The 13,485-nt window shown below is 69.8% G+C and carries 10 protein-coding genes; 9 read left to right on the top strand and 1 reads right to left on the bottom strand.

Features of this window, described 5'->3' with window-relative positions; genetic code table 11:
• Nucleotides 1–355: 355 nt before the first annotated feature.
• Nucleotides 356–1,276 carry a DUF3105 domain-containing protein gene (locus GVY64_RS04920; RefSeq protein ID WP_159839226.1) on the bottom strand — a complete coding sequence of 307 codons (921 nt, stop codon included), beginning with the start codon at nt 1,274–1,276 and terminating at the stop codon, nt 356–358.
• 93 nt (nt 1,277–1,369) lie between these two features.
• Between GVY64_RS04920 and argS the strand changes: the two genes are divergently transcribed.
• The 9 genes from argS (at nt 1,370) to prmC (ending at nt 13,405) form a co-directional block, all read left to right on the top strand.
• A complete protein-coding gene (gene argS / locus GVY64_RS04915; protein WP_159839224.1) occupies nt 1,370–3,028 on the top strand; it encodes an arginine--tRNA ligase in 1,659 nt (552 codons plus the stop codon).
• 58 nt (nt 3,029–3,086) lie between these two features.
• Nucleotides 3,087–4,508, top strand: coding sequence for a diaminopimelate decarboxylase (gene lysA, locus GVY64_RS04910; RefSeq protein WP_159839222.1), 1,422 nt, complete (start codon nt 3,087–3,089; stop codon nt 4,506–4,508).
• Nucleotides 4,505–5,860: a homoserine dehydrogenase gene (locus tag GVY64_RS04905; protein WP_159839220.1), complete on the top strand. Its 1,356-nt coding sequence runs from the start codon at nt 4,505–4,507 to the stop codon at nt 5,858–5,860. The genes lysA and GVY64_RS04905 overlap by 4 nt, the downstream gene beginning before the upstream one ends.
• Before the next feature lie 23 nt (nt 5,861–5,883).
• Nucleotides 5,884–7,005, top strand: coding sequence for a threonine synthase (gene thrC, locus GVY64_RS04900; RefSeq protein WP_159839366.1), 1,122 nt, complete (start codon nt 5,884–5,886; stop codon nt 7,003–7,005).
• A 25-nt stretch (nt 7,006–7,030) separates the two neighbouring features.
• Nucleotides 7,031–7,984: a homoserine kinase gene (thrB, locus tag GVY64_RS04895; RefSeq protein WP_159839364.1), complete on the top strand. Its 954-nt coding sequence runs from the start codon at nt 7,031–7,033 to the stop codon at nt 7,982–7,984.
• A gap of 328 nt (nt 7,985–8,312) precedes the next feature.
• Complete coding sequence (gene rho / locus GVY64_RS04890) at nt 8,313–10,373, top strand: transcription termination factor Rho (RefSeq protein WP_201297908.1); 2,061 nt, start codon at nt 8,313–8,315, stop codon at nt 10,371–10,373.
• 745 nt (nt 10,374–11,118) lie between these two features.
• On the top strand, nt 11,119–11,349 hold the full coding sequence (gene rpmE, locus GVY64_RS04885; RefSeq protein ID WP_159839216.1) for a 50S ribosomal protein L31: 231 nt from the start codon (nt 11,119–11,121) through the stop codon (nt 11,347–11,349).
• Between the two features lie 81 nt (nt 11,350–11,430).
• Nucleotides 11,431–12,501, top strand: coding sequence for a peptide chain release factor 1 (prfA, locus tag GVY64_RS04880; protein WP_159839214.1), 1,071 nt, complete (start codon nt 11,431–11,433; stop codon nt 12,499–12,501).
• A 25-nt stretch (nt 12,502–12,526) separates the two neighbouring features.
• Entirely contained in the window at nt 12,527–13,405 is an 879-nt protein-coding gene (prmC, locus tag GVY64_RS04875; protein ID WP_159839212.1) for a peptide chain release factor N(5)-glutamine methyltransferase, read from the top strand.
• The last annotated feature ends 80 nt before the right edge of the window (nt 13,406–13,485 follow it).

The following is a 13,485-nucleotide window of genomic DNA, read 5'->3' as shown; positions in this document are numbered from 1 at the left end:
TGCTTGCTGGACCCGACGGCGTCAACGCCGGACCGGGCGGTAGCTCCGCGCTCGTCGATCTCGGGAGTGTGGTGACCGGCCGAACCGGTGACTCCAGGCGCGCCGGATCCGGTCGGGGTCACGCCGTCATCGGACCCCGAAGCTTCGCGATTGCCGGACCCGGTCACCGCACGAGCCCCGGATCCGAGGGCTGCTGCGCGGCCGCCGGACTCGGAAGACGCGTCGCGACCGTCGGCCCCGGTGACCTCAGGGGTGCGGGACTCGTCGGACGCCGCGCGATCGTCGGATCCGGTGACTTCGCGATCGCCGGCACCCGCGGATGCTTCGCGCCCCGCTTCCCCCCGCTCGCCGGGCACTACTGCCCCGCGCCGGGTGCGGGCTGGGCAGGCGCGGGCTGCGCAGGCACCGGAGCGCCGGGCATGCCGGGGAGCCCCGGCAGACCGGGAACGCCCGGCACACCTGGCAGCCCGCCGGGCGCGCCACCGAGTTCGGACTGGTCCGGCTGCAGGCCCTTGCCGTCCATCGGCACCGCGTCGGGTCCGGGCGGCGTCGGGTCGAACGGCGGCGGGTTGTCGGTGTCGAAGACGATGGTCGAGCAGTCCGCGCCGACCTCGGGGTAGGTGTAGTTGTTCAGCCGCAGCGCGGTGATGAACTGGCCGACGCGCTTGTCGTCCGCGCTGTCCAGCTTCAACTGATGACCCCAGGACTGCAGCGACACCGGGGAGTCGAGACCGGGGTAGGGCGACATCATCGTGTACGGCTTGCCCTCGACTTTCGCCTTCAGCGTCGCGATGCCGTCGGCGTTCACCTTGTCCGGGTTGTAGGCGATCCACACCGCACCGTGCTCGAGGGAGTGCACCGCGTTCTCCACCCGGATCGGCTTGCTGTAGACCACGCCGGTGCAGGTCGCCCAGGACTGGTCGTGCGGGCCGCCGAACGGCGGCGCCTGGTCGTAGGCCACCCGCTGGTTCGCGCCGATGTGCAGACCGGCGGGGTATTCCTTCTTCACCACGCCCGGGATCCCGTCGGACGGGTCCTTCTTCTGCGCGCTCGGGGTGAACTTGTCCAGATCGGCCTTTTCCCGGTACTTGGGGACCAGGTTGTAAGCCAGGGCGCCGATCAATGCGATGATTACTACGGCCGCGCCGATGGCCAGCCAGGGGATCTGCCGGTTCTTCTTCGGAAGCTGTCCTTGTCTGCCCCGCTTGCGGGGAGCGGACAACTTCGCCGCGGCCTTGGCGGCCTTGGCCGATTTGGCGCTGGGACTGCTAGGCATCGCTCAGTGTGCTCTTTCGACGTTGATGGATCCGCTGGCTGCGCAGTGCCCACCCCGAGGTGTACACCCGCCAAGACCATAGGATAGAGACTCGTGACTCCAGCTGACCTTGCAGATCTCCTTCGCTCGACCGCGGCGAAGGTGCTTGTCGAACGCGGACTGGACCCCGCGGTCCTGCCCGACGAGGTCACCGTGGAGCGTCCCAGGAACCCCGAACACGGCGACTATGCCACGAACGTCGCGATGCAGGTGGCCAAGCGCGCCGGCACCAAACCGCGTGACCTCGCGACCTGGCTGGCCGACGCGCTCGCCGCCGACGACGGCATCGCCGCCGCGGAGGTCGCCGGGCCCGGCTTCCTGAACATCCGCCTCGCGGCTTCCGCACAGGGCGCGATCATCGAGCGGGTGCTCGCCGCCGGCGCCGCGTACGGCACCGCCGAGGCGCTGAAGGGCACCCGGATCAACCTGGAGTTCGTCTCGGCCAACCCGACCGGCCCGGTGCACCTGGGCGGTACCCGGTGGGCTTCGGTCGGCGACGCGCTGGGCCGCATCCTGGCCGCGCAGGGCGCGGACGTGGTGCGGGAGTACTACTTCAACGACCACGGCGCGCAGATCGATCGGTTCGCCGCCTCGCTGGCCGCGGCCGCCACCGGCGCGCCGACCCCGGAGAACGGCTACGCGGGCGCCTACATCGGCGAGATCGCCGACAAGATCGTGGCCGCGCACCCGGATGTGCTGAGCAAGCCGGAGCCAGAGCGCCTCGAGTTGTTCCGGGCCGAGGGCGTCGAGCTGATGTTCGCGCACATCAAGGAGTCGCTGCACGAGTTCGGCACCGATTTCGACGTCTACTTCAACGAGAGCTCGCTGTTCGCCTCGGGCGCGGTGGAGCAGGCCGTGGAGCGGCTGAAGAACTCCGGCGACCTGTACGAGAAGGACGGCGCCTGGTGGATCGCGAGCTCGGAATACGGTGACGATCAGGACCGGGTGGTCATCAAGAGCGACGGCAAGGCCGCCTACATCGCGGGCGACATCGCCTATTTCCAGGACAAGCGCGCCCGCGGCTTCGATCTGTGCATCTACATGCTCGGCGCCGACCACCACGGTTACATCGGCAGGCTGAAGGCCGCCGCGGCCGCCTTCGGCGACGACCCGGCGACCGTCGAAGTGCTCATCGGGCAGATGGTGAACCTGCTGCGCGACGGCGTGGCGGTGAAGATGAGCAAGCGCGCGGGCACCGTGGTGACGCTCGACGACCTGGTCGAGGCGATCGGCGTGGACGCGGCGCGGTACTCGCTGGTGCGTTCGTCGGTGAACTCGAGCATCGACATCGATCTGAACCTGTGGACCAGCCAGAGCAACGAGAACCCGGTCTACTACGTGCAGTACGCGCACGCGCGGACCGCGTCCATCGCGCGCAATGCCGCCGAGTTCGAATACGGTTCCGTCGCAGCGGATCTCGCGCTGCTGTCGGCCGAGGAGGAAGGCGAGTTGATCCGCACCCTCGGCGAATACCCGCGCGTGGTGGCGAGCGCGGCGAGCCTGCGCGAACCGCATCGGGTGGCCCGCTACCTGGAGGAGCTGGCAGGCGCGTACCACCGTTTCCAGACCAACAAGAACCTGCGCGTCCTGCCGCTGGGTGACGACCCGGTCTCCCCGACGAACGCCGCCCGGCTGGCTCTGGTCAACGCCACGCGCCAGGTCTTGGCCAACGGCTTGGGCCTGCTCGGCGTCAGCGCCCCGGAGCGCATGTGACCGGCCGGTCGACCCGAGGGAAGGAAACGACAGTGAGTGAGCGCAGCGAGGAGCGGAAATGAGCGCGCATCCCGCCGGTCCCCGGCACGCCGAGATCCCGCACGCGCCGAATCTGCCGGAGCGTCCGAGCGACCCGCGGCAGATGATCGACCTGCCCGCGAACGTGTGGCCGCGCAATGCCACGCGCGACGACGCGGGCGTGGTCAACTTCGCGGGCGTGCCGGTGTACGAGCTGGCCGAGCGATTCGGCACCCCGCTGTTCGTCGTCGACGAGGACGACTTCCGCTCCCGCTGCCGCGACATGGTCCGTGCTTTCGGGGCGAACGCGCGCGTGCACTACGCGTCGAAGGCGTTCCTGTGCGGCGAGGTCGCCCGCTGGATCCGGGACGAGGGCCTCTCGCTGGACGTGTGCTCGGGCGGCGAGCTCGCCATCGCGTTGCACGCGGGCTTCCCGGCCGAGCGAATCGCGTTGCACGGCAACAACAAGTCGGTCGCGGAACTGGAAGCCGCGGTGTCCGCGGGCGTCGGTCACGTGGTGGTCGACTCGCTCATCGAGATCGAGCGCCTGGAAGCCGTCGCGAGCCGCGCGGGCGTGGTGCAGGACGTCCTGGTCCGGGTCACCGTCGGTGTGGAAGCCCATACCCACGAATACATTTCGACCGCGCACGAGGACCAGAAATTCGGTTTCTCGATCGCGGGCGGCGACGCGATGGAGGCGCTCGCGCGCGTCTTCGACGCCGACAACCTGCGCCTGGTCGGCCTGCACAGCCACATCGGCTCGCAGATCTTCGAGATCGACGGCTTCGAGATCGCCGCGCGGCGCATGCTCGGCCTGCTCCGCGAGGCGATCGACAAGTTCGGCATCGAGCGCACCGCGCAGATCGCGACGCTGGATCTGGGTGGCGGACTCGGTATTTCCTATCTGCCGTCGGACGACCCGCCGCCGCTGGACCAGTTCGCGGCGAACCTGCGCGAACTGGTGGCGGCCGAAGCCGAACGCGCGGGGCTGCCCACGCCCACGATCGCGGTGGAGCCCGGCCGCGCCATCGCCGGTCCCGGCACGGTGACGCTCTACGAGGTGGGCACCATCAAGGACGTCTCGCTCGACGGCGGTCTGCGCCGCCGCTACGTGAGCGTCGACGGCGGCATGAGCGACAACATCCGGCCCGCGCTGTACCAGGCCGACTACGACTGCCGCCTGGTCTCGCGGTCGTCGCAGGCCGGTCCGGTGGTCGCGCGCGTCGTCGGAAAGCATTGCGAGAGCGGCGACATCGTCATCCGGGACACCTGGATGCCCGCCGACGTCGGCCCCGGCGACCTGGTCGCCGTCGCCGCCACCGGCGCGTACTGCTACTCGATGTCCAGCCGGTACAACCAGTTGACCCGCCCCGCGGTCGTCGCGGTGCGGGACGGACAGCCGCGCCTGATCCTGCGCCGGGAAACGGTGGCGGACCTGCTCAGCTTGGAGGTGGAAGCGTGACGGCCAGCGCGAAGAACGGCGTGTGGGGGACCGATCGCCCGATCGGGGTCGCGGTCCTCGGCATGGGCAATGTCGGCACCGAGGTGGTCCGCATCCTGCGCGAGCACGCCGAGGACCTGCGTTCCCGCGTCGGCGCACCGGTGGTGCTACGCGGGGTGGCCGTGCGCAGCCTCGACACCGACCGCGGCATCCCCGCGGATCTGCTGACCACCGACGCCGACGCCCTGGTCGCACGGGACGACGTGGACCTGGTGGTCGAGGTGATCGGCGGCATCGATCCGCCGCGCCGCTTGATCCTGGCCGCGCTGAACGCGGGCAAATCCGTGGTGACCGCGAACAAGGCGCTGCTGGCCGACTACACCGGCGAACTCGCCGCCGCCGCCGAGCGCAGCCGCGCCGACCTGTACTTCGAGGCCGCCGTCGCGGGCGCGATCCCCGTGGTGCGCCCGCTGATCCAGTCGCTGGCGGGCGATCGGGTGAACCGGGTCGTCGGCATCGTCAACGGCACCACCAACTTCATCCTCTCCGCGATGGACGAGACCGGCGCCGACTACTCGCAGACGCTGGCCGAAGCCACCCGGCTGGGCTACGCCGAATCCGATCCGACCGCCGACGTGGAGGGTTACGATGCCGCGGCCAAGGCCGCCATCCTCGCCTCGCTGGCGTTCCACACCCGGGTCACCGCCGCCGACGTGTACCGCGAGGGCATCTCGCGCATCTCCGCGGAGGATCTGGAAACCGCCTCGGCGCTCGACTGCACGGTCAAACTGCTGGCCATCTGTGAGCGCGTGGACGCGGGTCCCGGCGAGCCGGGCCCGGAGGACGGCGGCAAGGAGCGCGTCTCGGTGCGCGTCTACCCGGCGCTGATTCCCCGTAAGCATCCGTTGGCCGCGGTGAACGGGGCGTTCAACGCGGTGGTCGTCGAGGCGGAGAACGCCGGACGGCTGATGTTCTACGGGCAGGGTGCGGGTGGCGCGCCGACCGCGTCGGCCGTCCTCGGCGATCTGGTGATGGCGGCCCGGAACAAGTTCTACGGGGGTCGCGCTCCGGGCGAATCGGTTTATGCTGAGCTACCGATCGCGCCGATCGGCGATACGCCCACCCGCTATCACGTGAACCTGCAGGTCGAGGACCGTCCTGGAGTCCTGGCCGCGGTGGCGGGCGAATTCGCCGCACATGGGGTGAGCATTTCGACCGTCCGTCAAGAAGGGCACGGCTCGGGTGCGCGCCTGGTCGTGGTGACCCACCACGCCGTGGAGTCGGCGCTCGCGGACACCGTGGCCGCCCTGGCGGAAATGGCATCCGTCACATCTGTGACCAGCGTTCTGAGATTGGAAGGCACCGAAGAATGACCACAGCGTCGCGCAGCGACTCCATGAGGGGCGGCGGCCGGGAGCCGGAGGGCCATACGTCGGGTGTCGCGCCCCAGGCGGGAGTGCACTCCCGCTGGCCGGGCCTGATCGCGGCCTACCGCGACCGGCTCGCGGGCGCGGCCGACTGGGAGCCGGTCACGCTGTACGAGGGCGGTACGCCGCTGGTGCCCGCGGCGCACCTGTCCGAGATCACCGGTTGCGAGGTGTACCTGAAGGTCGAGGGCCTGAACCCGACCGGCTCGTTCAAGGACCGCGGCATGACGATGGCGATGACCGACGCCAAGTACCGCGGCCAGCAAGCGGTCCTGTGCGCGTCCACCGGCAACACCTCGGCCTCCGCGGCGGCGTACGCCACCCGCGCGGGCATGAGCTGTGCCGTGCTGATTCCGCAGGGCAAGATCGCGATGGGCAAGCTGGCCCAGGCCGTCATGCTCGGCGCGAAGATCATCCAGGTGCAGGGCAACTTCGACGACTGCCTCGAGCTCGCCCGCAAGGTCACCGCCGATTTCCCCAGCATAGGCCTGGTCAACTCGGTGAACCCGGCGCGTATCGAGGGGCAGAAGACCGCCGCCTTCGAGATCTGCGACGTGCTCGGCAAGGCGCCCGACGTGCACGCCCTTCCCGTCGGCAACGCGGGCAACATCACCGCGTACTGGCGTGGCTACCGCGAGTACTACGCCGACGGCGTCACCGGCGCGCTGCCGCGCATGCTCGGCGTGCAGGCCGCGGGCGCCGCCCCGCTGGTCAACGGCGCCCCGGTGAAGGATCCGGAGACCATCGCCACGGCGATCCGGATCGGCGCGCCCGCCTCCTGGAACGGCGCCGTCGAGGCGAAGGAACAGTCCGGTGGCGCGTTCCGCGCCGCCACCGACGAGGAGATCCTCGACGCGTATCGCCTGGTCGCCGCGACCGAGGGCGTATTCGTGGAGCCCGCGTCGGCGGCCAGCGTGGCCGGCCTGCTCGCCGCCCGCAAGGAGGGCTGGCTGGATTCCGGGCTCACCGTGGTGTGCACGGTGACCGGCAACGGTCTGAAGGATCCCGACACCGCGCTGTCGGGCATGCCGCAGGTGCAGCCGATCTCCGTCGACCCGGTCGCGGTCGCCGCCGAACTGGAACTGGCCTGACTTGAGTTCGCGCGACGGCCAGCTCATGAGCGCGACGCTGCCCGCCGGTCTGACCGTGACCGTGCGGGTACCCGCGTCCACCGCGAACCTCGGTCCCGGGTTCGACTCGCTCGGCATGGCATTGGGGATCTACGACGAGATCGAAGTGCGCACCACCGATTCCGGTCTCACCATCCGGGTCGAGGGCGAGGGCGCCGACGATGTCCCTTGGGGCCCTTCGCATCTGGTGGTCCGCGCGATCGAGCGCGGCCTGGAGTCGGCCGGGGTGTGGGCCGACGGACTGGATGTGGTGTGCCGCAACGTGATTCCGCATTCGCGTGGGCTCGGCTCCTCGGCCTCCGCCGCGGTCGGCGGACTGGCGGCGGGCTGTGCCCTCGCCGCGAAGCTGGATCCGGCGCTGGCCACTTCGGCGGACCGAATGGTCCAGCTGGCGGCCGAATTCGAGGGTCATCCCGACAATGCGGCGGCCAGTGTGCTCGGCGGGATCGTGGTGTCGTGGACCGAGAGCGATCGCCCCGCCGACGAGGCTCCGGCCACGGAGTATCACGGCCGCGTGTACCGCGCGGTGCGGCTCGACGCGCATCCCGCGCTGCGCCCGGTGGTGCTGATCCCCGAGGAGCGCTCGTCCACCGCGCACACCCGCGGCCTGCTGCCCGACGTCGTGCCGCACGGCGACGCCGCGTTCAACGTCAGCCGCGCCGCGCTGGCAGTCGTGGCGCTCACCCAGCGCCCCGACCTGTTGCTGCCCGCTACCGCGGACCGCTTGCATCAGGCCCAGCGTGCTCCCGCGCTACCGTTGACCACCGCGTGGATCACCCGCCTGCGCACGGCGGGCATCGCGGCCACCGTCTCCGGGGCGGGACCGACCATCCTGGCCCTCGGTACCAGCGAATTCCCGGCAGAACTCCGTGAACTGGCGGCGGCCGACGGCCTGCGCGTGGTGGAGCCGGGAATCGCCGAGGGCGTCCTGGTCGACTGACGGCGAGTCTGTCTTGCCGAGATTCGCAATGGACAGCTATTCTGGGCAAGTCCGTACATCGTGCGCATCAGACGCCGGTGCTTCATCAGGGCAATCGCTCCAGCAGGCTCCAGGCTCGAGCCTCCAGGCCATGGGGGTGCTGCGTAGCTGCGCAACTGGAATGATCTCTCCCCACCTTTCACCATTGGTGGAGAAGCCGCCGGTCCGGCGGGGCAGGTGATACGGCACACAGCGCCCGGACGGACGCATCCCAGTCCGGCAGAATGCCCGGGCTGCGGGACGAACCCTCGAAACAGCACACGGCGATCGAGGGAAGGAAAGGATTTCCGTGACAGATACGGACCTGCTCGCGACACCCGGCGTGGAATCGAACCCGACGGGCGAGCGCGAAAGTGAATCCGGACAGATTTCGAAGATGAGCGAACACACCGACGTCGCACGATCGGGGCTGACTGGAATGTTGTTGCCGCAGTTGCGCGCGCTTGCGGGGGAGCTCGGTATCCGAGGCACCTCCGGAATGCGCAAGGGCGATCTGATCGCCGCCATCAAGGAGAATCAGGCCGCCGGAAAGGCGGCGAAGGTGGAGAAGCCCGCCAAAGGCGAGGCCAAGTCCGCGGTAACCGCCAAGGCCGATGCCCCCGCGAAGGCCGACACCCCCGCCAAGACCGCCGCTGCGGCGCAGCCGGCGCCGGCCAAGGCCGAGCAGGCGACCCTCGACGTGACGCCCGCGGCTTCGGCCGCGCCCGGCGAGGCTCCCGCCCCGGCGAAGACGGCCCCCGCCGACGCCGCGTCCGAGTCGGCGCAGGCCACCGAGACCACCGAGGAGTCCGGCCGGGAGAGCGGCCAGCGTGGCCGGGGTCGGCAGCGGCGCGGCCGTGACCAGGCGCGATCCGCCACCGAGACCGCGCCCGCCGAGACCCGTGCCGACGAGTCCAAGCAGGACGCCGAACAGGGCGGCGAGCGCCGCCGCGAGCGTGGGGGCGATCGGCAGAGCGAGCGTGGCCAGGGGGAGCGGCAGAGCGAGCGTGGCCAGGGCGAGCGTGGGGGCGACCGGCAGAGCGAGCGTGCCCAGGGCGAACGTGGCCAGGGCCAGAACCAGAACGGCAGCGCGGGCGGCCGCGGCGGCGACGACGAAGAGGGCGGTCGCGGACGGCGTGGACGCCGCTTCCGGGAGCGTCGTCGCGGGCGTGACCGCGAGAGCGGCGGCGGCGGCGAGTCCCGCGAGCTGGAGATCCGCGAGGACGACGTGCTCCAGCCGGTCGCGGGCATCCTCGACGTGCTGGACAACTACGCCTTCGTCCGCACGTCGGGCTACCTGGCCGGGCCGAACGACGTCTACGTGTCGATGAACCTGGTCCGCAAGAACGGGCTGCGCCGCGGTGACGCGATCACCGGCGCGGTGCGCGCTCCGCGCGACGGCGAACAGTCCAACCAGCGCCAGAAGTTCGATCCGCTGGTGCGGCTGGACACGGTCAACGGCGGCGACGTCGAGGCGGCCAAGCGGCGTCCCGAGTTCGGCAAGCTCACTCCGCTGTACCCCAACCAGCGCCTGCGCCTGGAGACCCAGCCGAACAAGCTGACCACCCGCGTGATCGACCTGATCATGCCGATCGGCAAGGGCCAGCGCGCCCTGATCGTGTCGCCGCCGAAGGCCGGTAAGACCACGATCCTGCAGGACATCGCGAACGCGATCGCGACCAACAACCCCGAGTGCTACCTCATGGTGGTGCTGGTCGACGAGCGTCCGGAAGAGGTCACCGACATGCAGCGCTCGGTGAAGGGCGAGGTCATCGCCTCGACCTTCGACCGGCCGCCGTCGGACCACACCTCCGTCGCCGAACTCGCCATCGAGCGCGCCAAGCGCCTGGTGGAGATGGGCAAGGACGTCGTCGTGCTGCTCGACTCGATCACCCGCCTCGGGCGCGCGTACAACAACTCCTCGCCCGCTTCGGGTCGAATCCTCTCCGGTGGTGTGGATTCCACCGCGCTGTACCCGCCCAAGCGGTTCCTCGGCGCGGCGCGCAACATCGAGAACGGCGGCTCGCTGACGATCATCGCCACCGCGATGGTCGAGACGGGTTCGACCGGTGACACGGTGATCTTCGAGGAGTTCAAGGGCACCGGCAACGCCGAGCTCAAGCTGGACCGCAAGATCGCCGAGCGCCGGGTGTTCCCCGCGGTGGACGTCAACCCGTCCGGTACCCGCAAGGACGAGCTACTGCTCAGCCCCGACGAGGCGGCGGTACTGCACAAACTGCGCCGCGTACTGTCCGGCCTGGACTCGCACCAGGCGATCGACCTGCTGATCGACCGTCTGAAGAAGTCCAAGAACAACCTCGAGTTCTTGATGCAGGTGAGCAAGACCGCGCCGGGCGCGCTCGACGAATAGGGTTGTCCGCCTCTCCGGGTATTCAGGCCGTACAGGCTTGGAGCCGCGAGAGTAGCGCTCAGGGGCGGCGGTCAGCGCCTCGAGTTCTGGGCGTGCCCGACGAGTTCCCCATGTGCTCGCGAAATCAGTTGTCGTCAGGTCAACGGCCGAGAGGGTCCCGCTGGTGCGGGACCCTCTCGGCGTTCGTGGGGTGAAGAAGGCGAGTCCGATCGTGGCAGCGCCACAGATCAGGACACCGAGGATCAGCGCACACGGCTCGGGATCGGGGGCATGGTCGGGTTCGGAAGTCTGGATGTACACGGCGTTCGCCGGCGCCGGATAGTGTGCGTCTTCGGGGAGGGCGGACAAACCGACGGCGACCGCGAGAGTCAGCAGAACGAGAATCGCGGACGCGATCCGGATGTTCACGGGGTCTCCTTCCTGTCTCGGCACGCCGATGTGCACCAGGTACGCAACTCTATGAACGAATTTGTTCGCATTCCTGAGTAGCGGACTACCCGACTTCAGCGTCCCGGAGGCGGCGCGGATTCGCGTGCCCGGACTTCCAGGGGCGCGAACGGCAGGGGAGTACGCGGGGCGGGAACAAACCACGCGCCGGGGGTGTTTTGGGAGCGTAACGGCAGTTCTGGCATACTGAACGGTCGTTGCGTCTGCTCAGGTGAGCAGAGCTCCCGCCTAGTCGGTTCCGGTTCACGCTTCGCGCGTTCGCGCAGGCGACCCGGCGACCACAATCGAGAGGACATCCATGAAGGCAGGAATTCACCCGACGTATGTCGACACCACGGTCGTCTGTGGTTGCGGCAACACCTTCCAGACTCGCAGCACCAAGGAGTTGGGACACATCACCGTCGAGGTCTGCTCGCAGTGCCACCCGTTCTACACCGGCAAGCAGAAGATCCTCGACACCGGTGGCCGCGTGGCCCGCTTCGAGGCCCGCTACGGCAAGCGTGCCGGCAAGAAGGCCGACGCCAAGTAGCTTCCTCGCCGACGCCCGGTCCTGCTGCGCAGGCCGGGCGTCGGTGTTTTGTATGGACAGGGACCAGGAGAAGGAAGCACCGTGACGCAACCGTCCGCCATCGACGACATTCTGGCCGAGTACGCGGGCCTGGAGACGCAGCTGGCCGATCCGTCGCTGCACAACGATGCGGGCGCCGCACGCCGGGTCGGCAAGCGGTTCGCCGAGCTGGCCCCGGTCATGGCCACCTACCGCAAGCTCGAGACGGCGCGCGACGACCTTTCGGCCGCCGAGGAGCTCGCCGCCGACGACGCCGCGTTCGCCGCGGAGATCCCGGAGTTGAAAAGCCAGGTCGAGGAGCTGGAACAGGCCCTCGCCGACCTGCTGGCCCCCCGCGACCCGCACGACGGCGACGACGTCGTGCTGGAAGTGAAGTCCGGGGAGGGCGGCGAGGAGTCCGCGCTGTTCGCCGCCGACCTGGCCCGCATGTACGTGCGGTACGCCGAGCGCCGCGGCTGGAAGGTCGAGATCCTCGACGCCGCCCTGTCGGACCTCGGCGGCTACAAAGAGGCGACGCTGTCGATCAAGAGCCGCGACGCGGCGCGCGATGGTGTCTGGTCGCGCTTCAAGTTCGAGGGCGGTGTGCACCGGGTGCAGCGCGTCCCGGTGACCGAATCGCAGGGCCGCATCCACACGTCGGCGGCCGGCGTGCTGATCTACCCGGAGCCCGACGAGATCGAAGAGGTGCAGATCGACGAGTCGGATCTGCGCATCGACGTCTACCGCTCCTCCGGCAAGGGTGGGCAGGGCGTCAACACCACCGACTCCGCGGTGCGCATCACCCATCTGCCCTCCGGCATCGTGGTGACCTGCCAGAACGAGCGTTCCCAGTTGCAGAACAAGGCCCGCGCCATGCAGGTGCTCGCGGCCCGCTTGCAGGCGCTGGCGGAAGAACAGGCCGATCAGGAGGCGGCGGCGGGCCGCGCCAGCCAGATCCGCACGGTGGACCGCTCCGAGCGGATTCGCACCTACAACTTCCCGGAGAACCGCATCACCGACCACCGGATCGGTTTCAAGGCGCACAACCTCGACGCCGTGCTCGACGGGGACCTCGACGCGCTGCTCGACGCGCTCGGGAAGGCGGATCGCGAAGCGCGTATGGCCGCGGAGTAGTTACCTTTCGGGCAGAGTCGCTGTCATGTCTACGACCCGAGTCGCGCTGCGCCCCGTCCTCAACGACGCCATCGAGACGTTACGGACCGCCGGGGTGCACAGTCCCCGCGCCGACGCCGAGCACTTGGCTGCGCACGTTCTCGGCGTGGAGCGGACCAGGCTGGCGCTGAGCCCGCTCGTATCGCCGGACGAGCTGGACGAGTTCCGTGCGCTGGTCGACCGCCGGGCGCGGCGGATACCGTTGCAGCACTTGACCGGAACGGCCGTGATGGGCGCGCTCGACCTCGCGGTCGGCCCCGGCGTCTTCGTGCCGCGCCCGGAGACCGAGTTGCTGTACGCGTGGGCGCTGGCGCAGTTGGAAGCGCTGCCGCACGATCACGCGCCGATCGTCGTCGATCTGTGCACCGGGTCGGGCGCGCTCGGCCTCGCCCTCGCCCATGCGCGCCCCGACGCCGAGGTGCACGCCGTCGAACTCGATGCCGCCGCCCTGGTCTGGGCGCGACGCAACGCCGACGACCGCATCGCCGCCGGCGACACCCCCATCACGCTCTACGCCGACGACGCCACCGATCCCACCCTGCTCACCGACCTGAACGGCCGGGTGGACGTGGTGGTGTCCAACCCGCCCTACATCCCGGAGGGGGCACGCCTCGACCCCGAGGTGGCCGAGCACGACCCGTCCGTCGCCCTGTTCGGCGGCCCCGACGGCCTGGCCGTCATCCGCGAGATGATCCCGAACATCACCAGATTGCTGCGCCCCGGCGGCGCCACCGCCATCGAGCACGACGACACCAACGGCTCCGGCGTGGCCGCCCTCCTCACCGCCACCGGCGCCTTCACCGACGTCGTCGAACACCCCGACCTGGCAGGCAAACCCCGCTTCGTCGCCGCCACCCGCACCTGACCCGGCGAAGCCGCACCCCAGGTGACGACTGATTTCGCGAGCACATGGGTAACTCACCGACCACGCCGAGAACTCGCTCG

Origin of the sequence: Nocardia sp. CY41 (assembly GCF_009829325.1) — a bacterium.
Taxonomy (GTDB): Bacteria; Actinomycetota; Actinomycetes; order Mycobacteriales; family Mycobacteriaceae; genus Nocardia.
The sequence above is the reverse complement of the archived record's forward strand: the minus strand, read 5'-3'. Positions and strand labels throughout refer to the sequence as shown.

What these genes read in the sequence shown, in the direction of transcription:
- thrB (WP_159839364.1), top strand. Translation starts at nt 7,031, where the DNA reads ATGAGCGCGACGCTGCCCGCCGGTCTGACCGTGACCGTGCGGGTACCC.
- lysA (WP_159839222.1), top strand. Translation starts at nt 3,087, where the DNA reads ATGAGCGCGCATCCCGCCGGTCCCCGGCACGCCGAGATCCCGCACGCG.
- GVY64_RS04920 (WP_159839226.1), bottom strand. Translation starts at nt 1,276, where the DNA reads ATGCCTAGCAGTCCCAGCGCCAAATCGGCCAAGGCCGCCAAGGCCGCG.
- prmC (WP_159839212.1), top strand. Translation starts at nt 12,527, where the DNA reads ATGTCTACGACCCGAGTCGCGCTGCGCCCCGTCCTCAACGACGCCATC.
- rpmE (WP_159839216.1), top strand. Translation starts at nt 11,119, where the DNA reads ATGAAGGCAGGAATTCACCCGACGTATGTCGACACCACGGTCGTCTGT.
- thrC (WP_159839366.1), top strand. Translation starts at nt 5,884, where the DNA reads ATGAGGGGCGGCGGCCGGGAGCCGGAGGGCCATACGTCGGGTGTCGCG.